This is a genomic window from Janthinobacterium longum, from assembly GCF_051380735.1.
Lineage (GTDB): Bacteria > Pseudomonadota > Gammaproteobacteria > Burkholderiales > Burkholderiaceae_D > Janthinobacterium.
In genome coordinates this window covers 701,150-717,566 of the sequence record NZ_JBNYXQ010000001.1, presented here as the reverse complement: position 1 = coordinate 717,566, position 16,417 = coordinate 701,150, and the positions used below count along the sequence as shown (strand labels likewise).

Below are 16,417 nucleotides of genomic sequence, written 5' to 3'. Positions count from 1 at the left end.
CTGCACCGCGGAAAGCACACTCATCCGGTGATGTGGCCGGGCTTCAAACCCGGTGGAGGGCGTCAGACGTTCTCCCGTAGGTTCGACTCCTACTGTTTTCCGCCACTTTCTTTAATATTGATTCATCGCGGATCGCGTAGGTCGGATTAGCGGCGAAGCCGCGTAATCCGACACCACCGCCGGTGTCAACAATGTTGTCGGGTTACGCGCTTTGCGCCTCGGCGGCCCCGCTAACCCGACCTGCCGTGTGCCGTCAACTTCAAGACGACCGCTTGCTGGCAAACACCGCCCCCGCTAGCACAATAAACGTCCCGACTATCACCTTCTGCCACGTACTCGGCACGCCGGCCAAAATCAGCACATTGTTGATCAGGGTGACCAGCAGCACGCCCAGCAGGGTGCCGCTGACGCTGCCGCTGCCACCGGTGATGCGCGCGCCCCCCAGGATCACGGCGGCGATCACGTCCAGTTCCATGCCAACCAGGTCGAACGGGTTGGCCAGGCGTGTGCTGGACACATGCACGATGCCGGCCAGGCCGGCCAGGAAGCCTGCGTAGCCAAACACGAAGATGTGCACCGTGCGCAGCTTGTATCCCAGGCGTTCGGCGATCGGCAGGCTGCCGCCGATGGCGTACACGGCGCGGCCCATCAGGGTGCGGTTCAGCAGCCACCAGGTGAGACCTGCAGCGGCGACCAGCACCAGCACGGTGGCCGGCAGCACTGCGTGCACGCCGGTGACCGTGTCGTGGCGCCAGACGGCCAGCTTGCCGAAGGCGTCCATCGCATGCGGCACGTTCATGAAGAACACGGTGCCGACAAAGGTCAGCAAAATGCCGCGGTACAGATACTGCGTGCCGATCGTGACGATCAGGGAAGGGGCTTTCAGCCAGTCGACCAGCAGGCCATTGAGCACGCCCAGCAAGGTGCCGCCGACGGCGCCAGCGACCAAAATCACCACCATGCTCGTTTCAGGGAACTGCGTCATCACCAGCTTGGTGATGCCGTACATGGTCAGCGCCGCGATGGCCGCGAACGAGACATCGATGCCGCCGGCGGCCAGCACGATCATCACGCCCAGCGCGAACAGGCCCAGCACGGTAGAGGCGCGCACGATGTCGAACACCATCGCCAGCTGGAAGAACTCGGGATTGATCGTGCCCACCACCAGGCAGACGGCGATGATCAGGGCCAGCGTGAACAGCTGCGGATGGCGTGCCAGGCGCTGGCGCAGCGTGATTTTCGGCGCGCCCAGATCGGACGCTGTCAGGGTCACGCTGCTGTTTTTCAGGGTAGTCGTATTCATGCAGCCACCTTGCTGTCGGAGATAAGGGCGTGGTACAGGGTTTCTTCGGCCAGGCCTTCGGCGTTGAAGGTATTGGCGATCTGGCCCTTGCGCATCATCAGGATGCGGTCGCAGTTCTGCAGCAGTTCGGGCAGGTCGTCGCTGACCAGTATCACCGCCAGGCCATCTTCGGCCAGGCGCTGGATGATGCGGTAGATAATGTCCTTGGAACCGACATCGACGCCCACCGTGGGGCCGTGCAGTATCAGCACGCGCGGGTGGATCGCCAGCCAGCGGCCGATCAGCACACGCTGCTGGTTGCCGCCCGATAGCGACTGCACCGGGCGGTCGACGTCGGGCGTGGCGATCTGCAGATCCTTGACGGTCGCTTCGGCCAGCGCCTGGGCGCGTTTGGTATCGAGCGCGCCGAAGCGGCTGCGCAAGGTATTCAACACCGTGGTGATAATGTTTTCGCGGATCGATTTATCGAGGAACAGGCCTTCGCTGAGGCGGTCTTCCGGCACATAGCCGATGCGCTGGGCAATCGCGTCACCGGGATTGCGCAAGGTGATCTGCGCGCCATCGAGGAAAATCGCGCCGCTGTCGGCGCCGTGCACGCCGGCCAGGGCCAGCGCCAGTTCATTGCGGCCGGAATCGAGCAAGCCCGTGATGCCGAGGATTTCGCCCTTGTGCAAGGTCAGGTCGACGCCGGAAAAATAGCCGCGCCGGCCCAGGCCCTGTACGCGCAGCAGTGTGCCGTCGCCGCTGCCGTCACCGTGCAAGCGGGGGCTGCGGTAGCGGCCACCATCGAGCTGCTTGCCCGTCATCGCGTGCGTCAGTTCGGCCTTGGTAAAGTTGGCGATCGGCCCTTGTACCACCTTGGCGCCGTCGCGAAACACGATGGCCTGGCCGCCGATGGTGTAGCACTCGTCGAGCTTGTGGCTGACGAACAGCACCGCCACGCCTTGCACGCGCAAGCCTTCGATGACGGACACCAGGTTGTCGACTTCCTTTTGCGTGAGCGACGTGGTCGGTTCATCCATGATCACCATCTTCGCGCTGGTGGCCACCGCGCGGGCGATTGCCAGCAGCTGGCGCGTGGCAATCGGCAGTTCATCGGCGCGGGTGGACAGGAAATGGGGATCGGACGGCAGGCCGACGGCGGCCAGCGCTCGTGCGGCGGTGGCGTTGACGGCGCGGCGGTCGAAGAGGCGTGCCAGGCGGCCATTGCCGGCCACCAGCTGCTCGCTCAGGGCCACGTTTTCGGCCACGCTCATGTTCGGCAGCAGCGACAGATCCTGGTACACCGTTTCGATGCCGAGCGCCAGTGACTGCAGCGGCGTCAGCGCGGCATGCGGCTGGCCATTGATGGTGATGCGCCCCTCGCTGGGAGGATGGGCGCCGGAGATAATCTTGATCAGGGTGCTCTTACCGCAGCCGTTTTCGCCCAGCAAGTGATAAATTTCGCCAGCTTCGATGGTCAGATCAACGCCGCGCAGCGCATGCACGCCGGCATAGCGTTTGTGGATGCCTTCAAGCTGCAGGAATACCTTGGGATTCGGTGTGTTACTGGTCATGAATCGATTCTTTCTGCGATAGACGATGTCGCACGCGGCCGGCGTGCGATAGGCGTTGCCAGCGTCGGCCTGGCACGCAGGGTGCCAGGCCGATGGTCAGGACGCCGTATTAGAATGCATACTTCTTGTAGTTGGACTTATCGACTTCAACCCACGCCTTGCCGGTGACGATAATACCCACGCCAGGACCTTTTTTCACGGTGACCGCGTTATAGCCCGGTACGCCCATGTCCATGCCGTTGGTAATCGTTTTACCCTGCACCAGCATTAGCGCCGCCTTGTTCATCATGATGCCGGCGTCTTTCGGATCCCAGAAGGCGATGCCGCCAACCGCGCCCGATTCCAGGAACTTCGCCGCTTCGCTTGGCAGGCCGGTGCCGTAGACGCAGATCTTGCCGGTCAGGCCAGCTTCTTCGATGGCACGGCCGATGCCCAGCACGTCGAGCGAGGATGAACCCTGGAAGCCTTTGATGTCCGGGTGCTTGCGCAGGATTTCCTTGGCCTTGCCGTAGGCTTTTTCAGCGTCGTTGGCGGTTTCGTTCTTGGCGTCGACCAAGGTCATCTTCGGATATTTCTTGGCATTGTTGGCGCCGCCGTCGGCCCACTGCACTTGCGACTGGCTGCCCAGTGAGCCCAGCAGGGACGACCATTTGCCGCTCTTGCCCATGCACTCGGCCAGGCGTTCGTTCAGGCGCGCGCCGTAGGCGGTGTTGTCGAAGGCTTCGATGTCGACCAGGGTGTTCTTCTGGTTGTCTGCCTCGTGCGTGACGACCTTGATGCCACGGTCCAGCGCGCGCTTGAGTACCGGTTCCAGCGTCAGCGGGTCCATCGAGACGACGGCGATGGCATCGACCTTCTTGGCCACCAGGTCTTCCACCAGGCGTTGCTGCTGGGCCGCGTCGGACTGGGCCGGGCCGATCTGGCGTGTATTGACCACGCCCACGTTGGCGGCGCCGAATTCCTTGACGCCCACTTCCATGCGGTTGAACCAGCTAAGGCCGGTGATTTTCACGACCGTGACGATATCGACCGGCTTTTTATTCTGTGCGTGCAGCACGCCGGCAACTGACAGGGTACCCAAGGCGATGATGGCGGCGGCGCATTTTGTTTTCGTAAGCATGTTTGTCTCCAAACCCTCGTTATTTAGTCGCTGAACCAGGAGGGGACTGGGTCAGCGTTGCACAAGAAGTTACGATTAACCCTTGCGCGGTGTAAAAAGACGGTAATCACTGAAATTGATGCGGGCCGAAGCCAGGAAGCACAGCAGCAGCAGGCCCCACGCGCAATCGCGGAAAAAATTCGAAATATCGAGCAGGTTGAAGGTGCTCGACAGCAGCTGCAAGGCGGTGGCCGAGAAGAACAGGCACACCATGCGGCCATAGCCGCCTTGCGGACGCACGCCGGCCATCACCGCCACCAGGATGGCGATCAGCAAGTAGGAGCTGCCGTAGTCGGCTTTGACGCTGGCGGTGCGGGCGGCGATGATTACACCGGCCAGGCCGGCCAGCACGCCGCTCAAGGCGTAGGTGATGATCAGCATGCGCGTGCCGGGAATGCCGGCGTAGCGCGCGGCCTTGGCATTGGTCCCCAGCAGGAACAAACGTATGCCGAAGGGGCTGTAGCGCAGCAGCCAGCCGATGGCCAGCAGCACCACCATAAAAATCAGGAACGGGATAGGCACGCCAAACAGGTTTTCATTGCCGATCATTGACATCGGCTCGGCGCTGGCCAGGCGCACGCTCGAGCCTTTGCTGAGCACAACGGCGGCGCCGGTGAAGATCAGTTGCGTGCCCAGGGTGCAGAGGATGGGTGTCAGGCCCACGCCGGCAATCAGCCAGCCGTTGAGCAAGCCACCGAGCAAGCCAGTCGCCAGCGCCACCACGATGAACATGCCCGTATAGCCCCACGGCGTGGCGTCCGCATCGACCAGGAGCGGCACCACGGTGGCAGCTACCACGCCGGCCAGATTGGCCATGCCTAGGACGGACAGATCGATGCCGCCGTTACCGGCGATCATGGCCAGCGAGACGCCGATAGCCAGCAAGGCCAGTTCAGGCAACTGGCTGGCCATCGACTGGAAGTTGTAGACGTCGAGGAAGTCGCCATGCGACAGCACGGTCGCGGCAAGCAGGATCAGGACGTTAATGCCCACCAAAAAATTCAGCTGTGGGTCGGAAAACTGGCGCTTCATGGCGACTCCAAAAGGTGTTCAGACAACGTGAAAAACTCAAACCTTCGCCAGCAGGGCATCGACTTCGGCGCGCTGCGGCATCGACGGCGCCGTACCGGCCCGCGTGACCGAAATGGCAGCCAGTGCGGCGGCGAAACGGGCAGCTTCGCGTGGCGTGGCGCCTTCGGCCAGCGCTGCTGCAAAACCGCCATTGAAGGCGTCGCCGGCACCGGTCGTTTCCAGCACGGAGCCGGCATTGAACGGCGCGATCAGTACCGATTCGGTGGCGCTGTGCAACAGGGCGCCTTGCGAACCGAGCGTGATCAGGGCGCAGCCCACGCCACGCGCCAGGAAGGTGTCGCCGGCGGCGCGCGCTTCTTCCAGGTTGGTGACGGGCAGGCCGGTCAGGATCGCCGCTTCGTGTTCGTTGGGGGTGATGAAGTCGCACAGCGGGTAGACGGCGTCGTCAAACGGCAGCGCTGGGGCGGGATTGAAGACGGTAATGGTGCCGGCTGCGCGGGCCAGCTGCAGGCCGCGCAGGGCGGCGTCGGCCGGCTGCTCAAGTTGGGTGACGAATACGCAGGCCTGTTCGATGGTGTCGGCAGCGGCTTCCACGTCGGCCACGCCGATCAGGCTGGCCGCGCCGGAGACGACAATAATGGCGTTGTCGCCGTTTTTCTCGTTCAGGTAGATAAAGGCGGCGCCGGTCGGGTGCGTGTCGACCTGTTTCACGCGCGGCGTGATGCCGTCGCCGCGCCACAGGGCCAGCGCATTGTCGCCGAACGAATCGCGACCCAGGGTGCTGATAAAGGTAACGTCGGCGCCGGCGCGCGCTGCCGCCACGGCCTGATTGGAACCCTTGCCGCCGGGGCCCATGGCAAAGCCGGAGCCGGCAATGGTCTGGCCAACGTCGGGCATATGGGCGGCACGGAAGGCCAGGTCGGCCACATAGATGCCGAGGATCGCGACGCCGCGCTTGTCATGAACGTTGCTCATGTCACGCCTCCGGGGCAATCACGCCCTTTTTGAAGACGAAGCAGCCGTAGAAGCGGCGCTCGCCGGTGGCGATCACGCAGTAGGCTTTGCGCGCCACGTCATAAAACGCAAAGCGCTCGATCGAGCCCATGATGCGCTCGCGGCCTTCGGCGTGGTTGATTTCAAGCTGCACTTCCTGCTGCACCGGCAGCACGTTGTCGGGTTCGCCGACCACTTCCATGCGGTGGGCGGCTACCTCGACGGCGGTGTCAAGCGCCATGACGGACAGGATGGCGCGTGCGGCTTCTTTGGTGCCGACGCCGTCGATGCGCAGCACCTTGCCCAGTATGGTCTGGCGGGCTACCGAATCGGCAGGGAAATTGGCGTCGCACAGGATCAGTTCATCGCCGTGGCCCATGGCGCGCAAGGCTTGCAGCACGTCCGCATTCAACAGCGGGTCGATATTCTTTAACATATTGTCTCCAGATTGTGATGAAAATGGTGCAGCTTGGTGAGCCAGGACTGCCGCTCTCTGTCGGCTAGTCCGGCACTGCATGTTCAGTGATTACTCTCCGTAGGGCACCCACACGTTCTTGATCTGCGTGGCGTGGCGCAGCCAGACCGGGCCTTCGGCGGCCAGGTCATCGTTCCAGTCGGTCGCCAGGCCGTAGTCAACCAGGGTGCGTTTCAGGTTGCCCGTCGACAGGCGCTCGGTGGTGGCCGACAGGGCCGCGTCGCCAAACGTCCAGACAGCGTCGACATCGTCGTGCTCGGCCAGGGTCGGCAACAGGGTCGCTGGCGCGCCGGTGACGATATTGATTACGCCGCCCGGCAGGTCCGAGGTTTCCAGCACCTGGTAGAAATCGGTGGCGATCAGCGCATGGCGCGAACCCGGCACGACCACCACGCGGTTGCCCATTGCCAGCAACGGCGCGACCAGGCTGACAAAGGCCAGCAATGGCGACTCGTCCGGGCAGACCACGCCGACCACGCCGATCGGTTCGACCATGGCCAGGGCAACGCCGCGCATCGGCGGCACATGCACCGCGCCTTCGTATTTGTCGGCCCAGGCGCCATACGCGAACAGACGGCTGATCGATTGCGCGACTTCCTTGCTGGCCGCATCCAGAGTGACACCGGTCAGTTCGACCAGGCGTGCAGCAAATCCTTCGGCGCGTGCCGACAGGTTTTCTGCCAGGTAGTACAGGGCCTGCGCGCGGCGGTGCGGGGTGGTGGCCGACCAGGAGGCAGCGGCATGGGCGGCAGCGACGGCATTGCGGATATCCTTGCGGTTGCCCAGGCCGACTTCGCCAGCCAGCTTGCCGTTGGCGCCGAACACGCCCAGCGACTGCTCGCCGTCGGAACGGGCCTGCTTGCCACCGACGTACAGCTTGGCGGTGCGGTCGACCATTGGCAGGGAAGCACTGGCTGCCACGCTGTCGACGATGGCCGCGGCTGTCTTGCCGGCATCAGCCGCCTTGCGCGCCACGCGCTTGGCCCAGGCACGCGGTTTCATGTATTCGTAGCAGCCTTCGCGGCCACCTTCGCGGCCAAAGCCCGATTCGCGCACGCCGCCGAAACCGACGCCGGCGTCAAACAGATTGGTCGAATTGATCCACACCACGCCTGCCTTCAGCGCAGGGGCCACGGCCAGCGCCAGGCCGATGGTTTCGCTCCATACGCTGGCGGCCAGACCGTAGCGCGAGTTGTTGGCGATCGCCAGCGCTTCATCGTGGGTGCGGAATGTCATCGCCACCAGCACCGGCCCGAAGATCTCTTCGCTGGCCACGGTGCTGGCCGGATGGACATTGGTCAGCAGGGTAGGCGGGAAAAAGCTGCCGCCGACCGGCATGGAAATATCAGGCTGGTAGCAGGTAGCGCCTTCCTTGACGCCGATTTCAACCAGCTTGCGCACGCGCTCGTGCTGCGACGGCGCGATCAGCGAACCGATATCGATGGTTTTATCGAGCGGTGTGCCGGCACGAAGATTGCCCATGCGGCGTTTCAGGCGTGCATAGAAGTCCTGCGCAATGCCTTCCTGTACCAGCAGGCGCGCGCCGGCGCAGCAAACCTGTCCCTGGTTGAACCAGATGGCGTCGACCACGCCTTCGATGGCGGCGTCGATATCGGCGTCGTCAAACACGATGAAGGGCGACTTGCCGCCCAGTTCCAGTGTGAGCGACTTGCCGCTGCCGGCGGTTTTTTCGCGTATCAAACGGCCAACGTCGGTCGAACCGGTAAACGCGATCTTGTTCACGTCCGGGTGGGCCACGATGGCGGCACCGGTAGCACCGTCGCCGGTGACCACGTTCAGCACGCCGGCGGGCAGGCCCGCTTGCGCGGCCAGTTCGGCAAACAGCAGGGCCGACAGAGGCGTGAATTCGGCCGGTTTGAGCACCACGGTATTGCCCAGCGCCAGGGCCGGGGCGATTTTCCACGCCAGCATCAGCAGCGGGAAATTCCACGGCACGATCTGGCCGATGACGCCCACTGGCACCTGGTCGGCAAATTCGCGTTCCTGCAGTTGCGCCCAGCCGGCATGGTGATAGAAGTGGCGCGCCACCAGCGGCACGTCGATATCGCGCGTTTCGCGGATAGGCTTGCCATTGTCGAGGGCTTCGACGACGGCAAACAGGCGGGCGTGGCGCTGCACCATGCGCGCCAGCGAGTACAGGTGGCGGGCGCGGGCATGGCCGCCGATGGCGTGCCAGTTTTCCTGCGCGGCGCGGGCGGCGGCAACTGCCGCGTCGACGTCAGCCTGCGTGCCTTGCGTGATGCGTGCCAGCGGCTTGCCGGTGGCCGGTTCATTGGTGTCGAACAGGGAGCCAGCCGTGGCCGGCGTGAACGCACCGTTGATGAAATGGCCGAAGCCGTCGCTGTGGCGCGCCAGCCAGGCGCGCGCGTCGGTGTCGCTTTCAGGGGCAGGGCCGTAGTCCATGGTGTCGAAGTAATGTGAAACGCTCATATGAATTATCCGATCGCGTGGCGGTGGAAAGCCGAGTAACGGCCGGTAACGTGGTGTTCGAGCTGGCGTTCGATGTCGGCCAGCAGGGACGAGGCGCCGATGCGGAACAGGTCCGGTTCAAGCCACTCGCGTCCCAGTTCTTCCTTCATCAGGATCTGGTAGTTGAGAATGTCCTTGGCTGCCGAGACGCCGCCGGCCGGCTTGTAGCCGACCTTGTAGCCGGTGCGTTGCTGGTAGTCGCGGATCATGCGCAGCATGATCAGGGTCACCAGCGGGGTGGCGTTGGTGCTTTCCTTGCCGGTCGAGGTCTTGATGAAATCGGCGCCGGCCATCATGCAGATCATCGAGGCCTTGGCCACATTGCGCATGGTTTTCAGTTCGCCCGTGGCCAGGATGGCTTTCACATGGGCGTCGCCGCAAGCGGCGCGGAAGTCCTGCATCTCGGCGTACAGCGCTTTCCAGTTACCGGTCAATACATGTTCGCGAGTGATGACGATATCGATCTCGGACGCGCCATCGCGCACCGATGCTTCGATTTCCTTCAGTTTCAGGTCATGCGGAATCAGGCCGGCCGGGAAACCTGTCGACACGGCGGCTACCGGAATGCCGCTGCCATCCAGCGCTTCGACGGCGGTCGCCACATAGCGGTGATACACGCAGATGGCGCCCGTATGCAGCTGGCGGTCGCCAAAGCCCAGCGCGTCGAGCAGGTCCTGGCGCACCGGCGTAATGGCCTTGGCGCACAGGCGCTTGACGCGCTCGGTGGTGTCGTCGCCCGACAGCGTGGTCAGGTCGATGCAACTGATGGCTTTCAGCAGCCAGCCCGCTTGCGCGTCCTTCTTGACGGAGCGGCGGCCCGGCAGGGTGGCGATGCGGCGTTCCGCGGCCGACAGGTTGACGCGGATATCGTCGAACCAGCTGCTGTCATACGGCACGCCGGGATTGCGCGCATGGCCATGGGCACTGGCCGGCACGATCACAGGAACAGCTGCAGCTGCAGGCGCGGCTTTGGCCGCTTCGGTGCGGACGGGCGCTGCCGGGACGACGCGCGGTGATTTGGAAGTAGTTGTCATGGTTGTGGCGACGCCGCGCAGTGGTGCACAGGCCGGTCCGGTTGATGGTGGGCGATAGGCATAGCTTGAATCTCCGTCAACGCACTGAGCGCGTTATTGCTGCTGCTGTGGGGTGGCAATGTCATGCATGAAAACATACAACATTTGCGCAACAGTTTTATGTTACGTCAATAACATTTAGTTGCGCAACCACTTTTTTCTAATAACATCGAGATTAGTTGCTGCTACAATCCTCACTTACACGTTATCAAGAGCGAAAGTATTACCATGCGACAAACTGCGGGCGCCAAGGCGCGCCAACTGCGGCTGGAACGGATGCAGGCCCTTGTCAAAAGCTCGGGCCCTGCACTATTGAGCCGTGTTGCCGAATTGCTCGGCGTGACGGAGATGACGATACGCCGCGACCTGGCCGGCGGCGACAGCACGCTGTCCTGTCTCGGTGGTTATGTTCTGGAAGCCACATTTCCAATTGCCGCAGAAAAATATGTGCTGGCCGAAGAGCTCGACCAGCATACGGTGCGAAAACGCCTGGCCTGCCAGCGTGCCGCCAGCCTGGTCAAGGACGGCGACATGCTGTTTATCGACTGCGGCACCACCATGATGCAGTTTGCCTCGGTCTTGCCCGACGACATAGCCTTGACCGTGGTTTGTTACTCCATGAACATTGCCAATATCCTCAGCAAGCGCAAGAACACGCAGCTGATTTTGCTCGGTGGCCTGTTCCAGGCCTCGTCGGAAACCTTTTATTCGGAAGAAGCGGTGCAATACCTGGGTCGCCTGGGCGTCAACAAGGCCTTTATCTCTGCCGGTGGCGCCGATCCGGTGCGTGGCGTCAGTTGTTCCCATTTTCACGAAGTGGCTGTCAAGCAAGCCGCCATCCGCAGCGCCAGCGAGCGCATACTGGTGGTGGACGAAAGCAAACTGGGGCGTGTGCGTACGGCGTTTTTCAGTCCGCTCGACGTGTTTTCGACCATCGTCGTCGGTGGCGAGCCAGAGCCTGCCCTGCGCGAGCAGTTCCAGGGCTGGCCGCTGGAGATTGCGGCCGCCTGAGTACAGGGCTATCTTGGCGTCAATCTGCATGGTCTGCGGCAGGAAGGCAAGCATGAAGCAACGACTTATCGCATGGATACTGGCCGCGGTGCTGATGGCGCCCGGCATGGCAGTGGCGCAGACGCTGCGCATGGTCAGCGAAGTCCTGCCGCCATCGAGCATGATGGAGAACAATGTCGTCGTTGGCCGCGAAACGGCCAAGGTGCGTGAGCTGCTGGCGCGCGCCGGCATCGCCTACAGTATTGAACTGCTGCCCTGGAAGCGCGCGTATGCACAAGCCCTGCGCGAGGCCGACACCTGTGTCTATTCCACTGCCCGCACGCCCGGGCGCGAAGCGCTGTTTCGCTGGGTCGGTCCTTTGAACGAGGCCGAATGGGTGCTGTATGGCCTGGCCAGCCGTCACTTTACCTTGCGCAGCCTGGACGATGCGCGTGGCCTTGTGATCGGCACCGTGCTCGGTGATGCGCGCGATGAATACTTGCGCGCGCACGGCATGCAAGTGGCGCCCGTCACACAGGAATGGCTCAATCCGCAAAAGCTGCTGCTGGGTCGCATCGACCTGTGGGCGGTCGGCATGGCGGTCGGCAGCCGGCCGTTCGCCGGCAAGGAATGGGACGCGATGGTGGTGCCGCTGTTGACCTTCAACCGCGTGCAGACTTATCTCGCCTGTAACAAGCAACTGCCGGAAGCGCAATATATGGCGATGCAGCGCGCCGTGACGGCCATGCGCCGCGACGGTGCCATGGCGCGCCACGATTTGCTTAAATAAGCTTAAGGCAGGCAGTCCCGCCACACGCGCACGCAATTGCGCCCGTCGCGCTTGGCCTGGTACAGGGCCTGGTCGGCATGGCTGTAGGCGTGTTCAAAGGCGGTGCCGACGCGGTTCCAGCTGACACCCACGCTGACGGTGACCGGCCGCGTGATCGGCGCCGGCTGCTGGCGTGCGGCGATGGCGTCACAAATGCGTTGCGCCACCTGCTGCGCTTCCTCGGGTGAGGAGGTGGGCCAGACCACCGAGAATTCTTCGCCGCCGACCCTGCCGATCGGCGTGTGCTGTCCCAGCAGGTCCTGCAGGGCGTCGACCACGGCACGGATCACGCCATCGCCGGCGGGGTGGCCGAAGTCGTCGTTGACTTGCTTGAACAGGTCGATGTCGAGCACGATCAGCGCCATGTCGCCTTGCGCCAGGCAGAGTGACGCCTGTTCGATCACGGCGCCGCGGTTGAGCGCGCCCGTCAGCGGATCGTGGGTGGCGCGGTATTCCAGCTGGCCGGCCAGCGCCTGCAGTTCGCGGTTGAGCACATGCATGTCGCGTTCGGCGCGGTCGCTGCGGCGGATCAGACGGCGCGTCTCGCGCATCAGGCGTTCATAGTGGACGATCAGCTCACCGAGCATGCGGCGCTGTTCATTGCCGCTGGCGTTATCGTCGGCGTGCAACTGGCGCGCGGCCGCCAGCGCCGCCGCCTCCTCGGTAAACAGGTCGGGTTCCAGGCTGGAGGCAGACATCTGCGCGCCCACTGCTAGCCGCCCACGGCGTGGTCGTGGAAGTCCAGCGCCGTAAAGTCCTGTTGCAGCTCCTGGCCGAATTCCAGGATGGTGTCGTCGTCTTCGTCGTGGTACCAATTCAGGCGCACGCGGTTGCCGTCGATGGCCGCCTGGTTCAGGATGTCGAACAGGGTGAACAGCATCTTGGTGCTGGAGCTGTTGAAGTAGGCCAGCGATACATGCACGGTGATCTGCGCGTCATGGCAGGTCTCGCAATAGTTGCGCACGGCGGCGTTCAGCGGGCCGTAAAAGGCGGCCGCATTTTCAGGATACGATTCACCCTTGATCGACAGGGTGTGCTGTTCGAAGCGGAAATCGATTTCGGGCGAACTCGGTGTCGCGGCGAGGAACAACGGTGGCAAAGGGGACGGTGATTGCATATGCTTTCCTGGGTCGGCTCTTTCAGATAATGGCTTTGATGCAGAAGATGGTGCTGTGCGGCTCCTGCGGGTCCTGGGCGAATTCGAATTCCAGCGGCTCGCTGGCGTCGCGCGCCAGGGTCAGGAAACCCAGGCCCGCGCCCTTGCTGTCGGACGGTGCTTCCTCGCGCAGTGCCTTCTTGTAAGCCAGGCGGATTTCTTCCATCGTCATGGTGTGCAGCGGTTCGAGCCGGCTGCGTATCTGCGCCACGTTCTCGGTCGACACAGGATTGGCGCACAACAGGAAAAAGCTGTCGCCGCGCGTGCCGATGCAGAACGAGCCGCGCCGCATCTGCAAGTCGAGCTGGGCGTTCGGCGTCAGGCTGTCGGACGAATAATGCATCACGTTCTGCGACATTTCGATAAACGAGGAAAAGATGCGCCGGCGCGTCGGGCCAGCGGCACCGGCCGTGTCCAGCCGCGCCTTGATGGTTTCGGAAATGGCGCTGACAACGTGCTGCGAAAAGTAGCCCGTGTAGAAAAAGATGATATTGCGCTTGCGCGCCACATCCCAAAACTCGTTGAATTCTTGATACAGCACGTCAGTGCTCCTGGTTGTCGATGCGTTGAAAAACGTTCGCCTACAGGCGGAAACAGAAAAAGGTCAGGTCGTCGCGGCGCGGCTGCGTGCCTTGCCACGCGCCAAAGTCGTGCAGCAGGGCTGCCGCCACCTCGCTGGCCGGTGCCGCGCGGCGCGCCAGCAGTTGCTCGCGCATGCGCCGCTTGCCGTAGGCGATGTCGCGGGCGCCGCCGATCTGGTCGAGCAGGCCGTCGGTGGTGAGGAACAGCAGGCTGCCCGGCGCCACCTCGAGCACGTGGTTATGCCAGGCGTGGCCGGCCGGCGTATCGACATAGCCGACACCCATGCGCGCGCCGTCCACGCATTGCACCTCGTCCTGGCCCGGTGCCACCAGGTGCAGCGACTGTTTGGCGCCGGCGAAATGCAGCTGGCGCCTGTCCGCGTCGTAGCATAAAAAGGCGCAATCCATGCCGTCGTTGGAACCAGCGCCGTGGCTGCCATCGGGCGTGGCGTGGTCCTGGCCCAGCAAGGTCTTGATGGCGCGGCTGACGGCGCCGATCAGGGCGGCCGGATCATGGGGGCCGAGGTCGCGCAGCGCCTGGCTCAGGGACGAGGAGGCGATCAGGGTCATGAAAGCGCCCGGCACGCCGTGGCCGGTACAGTCGGCCAGCGCCGCGAACCAGCCGCCAGCATGGCGTTCAAACAGGTAAAAGTCGCCGCCGACGACGTCGCGCGGCTGCCATTCCAGGTGCGCGTCGGGCAGCGCCGCACGCAGTTCGGCCGACGACGAGCGCAGCAGTGCCCGCTGGATCACGCTGGCGTAATCGATGCTGTGCATGATCTGGCGGTTTTTTTCGGCCTGCAAGGTGGCCACCACGTTCATCAGTTGCAGGCCGAAGCCGACGCCGGCCAGTACGCCGTCTTCGGTGATGATGAAGCCGTCGGCCAGCGCCTTTTCGCCCGCCTCGACGGCGCGGAAAGTAAGATCTTCGATGCTCATGGCGGCATCGACGATCAGCGGCTCCTTGTCCATGAAGGCGATGCAGCTTTTCTTGCCATACACCTCGTGATAAAAGGGCTTGGACATCTGCGACATGAAGATGTTGCGGCTGATCAGGCCGATCGGGCGGTCCTGTTCCGTGACGGGCAGGCTCATCATGTCGCGCCGCTCGGTGAACAGTTCGAGCACGGCGAAGTTATTGGCGTCAGCCTGCACCGACTCGGTGGCGATGCACAGGTCGGCCGCAACCGAAGAACGATGACGGGGAAGATGCAATCGAGAGGCGTTGAACTCCACGGGCGGCTACCTTTACATAACGATCGGCGCCCCTTGCCAGTACCGCAAGGGGGCTGGCAAAAAAGGCAATCTCGATATGGTAGTCGCAGAATATGACAGCTTGATTACCGACTTGCCAAACGCGTATTTAAAATAGCTGTATGGCAAGCTTTTGGGCCAGCGTGCTGGCCGGCGGGTGTCAAGGCTTGCGTGGAGGAACTTTTTTTGCCGTGCAGTCGGCGCAGGTGCCGTACAGCGACAAGGCGTGCTCATGCAGCACGAAGCCGCGCTCGGTGGCAATTTCGTGCTGGCGCAACTCGATGCCTTCGTCGACGAATTCATCGACCTTGCCGCAGCCGGTGCACACCAGGTGGTCGTGGTGCTGGCCTTCGTTCAGTTCGAACACGGCATGGCCCGATTCGAAATGGCGACGGAACAGGATGCCGGCCTCGGCAAACTGCATCAGCACACGGTAGATGGTGGCCAGGCCCACGTCGATCTTTTCAGCCAGCAAAAGTTTGTAGACATCGTCTGCACTCAGGTGCTTGGTATTTCCTTCTTGAAACAGCTGCAGAATCCGCAGGCGCGGTATGGTGATTTTCAGCCCCGATTCACGCAGTTCCCTCAATATATCCATGTCTCCCATCCCTTATATAAACACCAGGTCAGCCCATATTATATCGCAAATGATAATCATTACTATTACGATCTGTTCATGAACCAGTTTGAAATTACCTTGCGGCGCATCATTTTTTTGACCTGTGCAAGGAAAAAATGGGGTCAACTTATGCCTTCCGGCACTATTTGATGTGGATCAAAGTTTTTGCTGCACCGCACTCTTAGACTTCGCTGCGTTACTTAACGACAAAAAAGAGGGAAACAGAATGAACAAGTCCGCAGCAAAAGCAGCAATCGTATTGGCCGCCATCGGCGCATTCGCCGGCAACGCAATGGCCCAGGAAAGCCCTTGGCTGGTCCGTGCCCGTGTGGTGCAAATCGATACGGCCAATAAATCTGCTCCTGTTGGTGGTGTCGGTGCATCCGACCGTCTGCATGTCAGCGACAAAACGATCCCTGAAGTCGATATCTCGTACTTCTTTACCCCGAATATCGCAGCCGAACTGATCCTGACCTACCCACAAAAACATGACGTCAAGCTCGACGGCGCGAAGATCGGTACGTTCAAACACTTGCCGCCTACCCTGTCGCTGCAATACCACTTCATGCCCGAGAAACAATTCAGCCCGTATGTGGGCGCCGGTGTGAACTACACCAATATATCGGACGTAAACCTGCTCGGTGGCGCTGGCCGCCTGGAGCACGACAGCTGGGGTTACTCTGTGCAAGCCGGCGTCGACTACAAACTCGACAAAAACTGGTCGCTGAACTTCGACGTCAAGAAAGTGCAGATCCAGAGCGACGTGTTCATCAGCGGCGCGAAAGTGAGCAAAGTCAAGGTTGATCCGTATCTGTTCGGCGTTGGTGTCGGCTACCGTTTCTGAGTTTTACTGTCATCGTCACAATCCGGCCGTTTGCGGCCGGATTTTTTTTGCCCGTTTTTTCTC

16 protein-coding genes and 1 tRNA gene are annotated in these 16,417 nt (G+C 62.4%); 4 read left to right on the top strand and 13 right to left on the bottom strand.

Features of this window, described 5'->3' with window-relative positions:
• Window positions 1-9 precede the first annotated feature (9 nt).
• A tRNA-Sec gene (locus ACQ4WM_RS03230) sits at window positions 10-105 on the top strand.
• A gap of 154 nt (window positions 106-259) precedes the next feature.
• Here ACQ4WM_RS03230 and ACQ4WM_RS03225 read toward each other — a convergent pair.
• The 8 genes from ACQ4WM_RS03225 to deoC all read right to left on the bottom strand — a co-directional run bounded on the left by ACQ4WM_RS03225 (window position 260) and on the right by deoC (window position 10,042).
• Window positions 260-1,303: an ABC transporter permease gene (locus ACQ4WM_RS03225; protein ID WP_436545270.1), complete on the bottom strand. Its 1,044-nt coding sequence runs from the start codon at window positions 1,301-1,303 to the stop codon at window positions 260-262.
• Window positions 1,300-2,859, bottom strand: a complete 1,560-nt coding sequence (locus ACQ4WM_RS03220; RefSeq protein WP_436545269.1) for a sugar ABC transporter ATP-binding protein — start codon at window positions 2,857-2,859, stop codon at window positions 1,300-1,302. Before ACQ4WM_RS03220 ends, ACQ4WM_RS03225 begins: the two co-directional genes overlap by 4 nt.
• Window positions 2,860-2,968: 109 nt before the next feature.
• Entirely contained in the window at window positions 2,969-3,979 is a 1,011-nt protein-coding gene (locus ACQ4WM_RS03215) for a substrate-binding domain-containing protein (protein WP_436545268.1), read from the bottom strand.
• Window positions 3,980-4,054: 75 nt separating this feature from the next.
• On the bottom strand, window positions 4,055-5,050 hold the full coding sequence (locus tag ACQ4WM_RS03210) for an ABC transporter permease (protein ID WP_436545267.1): 996 nt from the start codon (window positions 5,048-5,050) through the stop codon (window positions 4,055-4,057).
• Window positions 5,051-5,086: 36 nt separating this feature from the next.
• Entirely contained in the window at window positions 5,087-6,025 is a 939-nt protein-coding gene (gene rbsK / locus ACQ4WM_RS03205) for a ribokinase (RefSeq protein WP_436545266.1), read from the bottom strand.
• Window position 6,026: 1 nt separating this feature from the next.
• Window positions 6,027-6,479, bottom strand: coding sequence for an RbsD/FucU family protein (locus ACQ4WM_RS03200; protein ID WP_436545265.1), 453 nt, complete (start codon window positions 6,477-6,479; stop codon window positions 6,027-6,029).
• A gap of 90 nt (window positions 6,480-6,569) precedes the next feature.
• Window positions 6,570-8,969, bottom strand: a complete 2,400-nt coding sequence (locus ACQ4WM_RS03195) for an aldehyde dehydrogenase family protein (RefSeq protein WP_436545264.1) — start codon at window positions 8,967-8,969, stop codon at window positions 6,570-6,572.
• Window positions 8,970-8,974: 5 nt separating this feature from the next.
• Window positions 8,975-10,042: a deoxyribose-phosphate aldolase gene (deoC, locus tag ACQ4WM_RS03190; protein ID WP_436545263.1), complete on the bottom strand. Its 1,068-nt coding sequence runs from the start codon at window positions 10,040-10,042 to the stop codon at window positions 8,975-8,977.
• A 267-nt stretch (window positions 10,043-10,309) separates the two neighbouring features.
• Between deoC and ACQ4WM_RS03185 the strand changes: the two genes are divergently transcribed.
• Window positions 10,310-11,092, top strand: a complete 783-nt coding sequence (locus ACQ4WM_RS03185; protein WP_436545262.1) for a DeoR/GlpR family DNA-binding transcription regulator — start codon at window positions 10,310-10,312, stop codon at window positions 11,090-11,092.
• 52 nt (window positions 11,093-11,144) lie between these two features.
• A complete protein-coding gene (locus tag ACQ4WM_RS03180; RefSeq protein ID WP_436545261.1) occupies window positions 11,145-11,861 on the top strand; it encodes a substrate-binding periplasmic protein in 717 nt (238 codons plus the stop codon).
• Window positions 11,862-11,863: 2 nt separating this feature from the next.
• Here ACQ4WM_RS03180 and ACQ4WM_RS03175 read toward each other — a convergent pair whose 3' ends face one another.
• From ACQ4WM_RS03175 to fur, 5 genes are all read right to left on the bottom strand, one after another.
• Complete coding sequence (locus ACQ4WM_RS03175; protein ID WP_436545260.1) at window positions 11,864-12,598, bottom strand: GGDEF domain-containing protein; 735 nt, start codon at window positions 12,596-12,598, stop codon at window positions 11,864-11,866.
• A 14-nt stretch (window positions 12,599-12,612) separates the two neighbouring features.
• Entirely contained in the window at window positions 12,613-13,017 is a 405-nt protein-coding gene (locus ACQ4WM_RS03170; RefSeq protein WP_374694278.1) for a DUF1987 domain-containing protein, read from the bottom strand.
• Window positions 13,018-13,039: 22 nt separating this feature from the next.
• Window positions 13,040-13,597 (bottom strand): SiaB family protein kinase, encoded by a 558-nt coding sequence (locus ACQ4WM_RS03165; protein ID WP_436545259.1) that lies wholly within the window; start codon window positions 13,595-13,597, stop codon window positions 13,040-13,042.
• 40 nt (window positions 13,598-13,637) lie between these two features.
• Window positions 13,638-14,852 (bottom strand): SpoIIE family protein phosphatase, encoded by a 1,215-nt coding sequence (locus ACQ4WM_RS03160; RefSeq protein WP_436545258.1) that lies wholly within the window; start codon window positions 14,850-14,852, stop codon window positions 13,638-13,640.
• Window positions 14,853-15,051: 199 nt separating this feature from the next.
• Window positions 15,052-15,489 carry a ferric iron uptake transcriptional regulator gene (gene fur / locus ACQ4WM_RS03155; protein ID WP_436545257.1) on the bottom strand — a complete coding sequence of 146 codons (438 nt, stop codon included), beginning with the start codon at window positions 15,487-15,489 and terminating at the stop codon, window positions 15,052-15,054.
• A gap of 247 nt (window positions 15,490-15,736) precedes the next feature.
• Between fur and ACQ4WM_RS03150 the strand changes: the two genes are divergently transcribed.
• Window positions 15,737-16,354 carry an OmpW/AlkL family protein gene (locus ACQ4WM_RS03150; RefSeq protein ID WP_436545256.1) on the top strand — a complete coding sequence of 206 codons (618 nt, stop codon included), beginning with the start codon at window positions 15,737-15,739 and terminating at the stop codon, window positions 16,352-16,354.
• Window positions 16,355-16,417 lie beyond the last annotated feature (63 nt).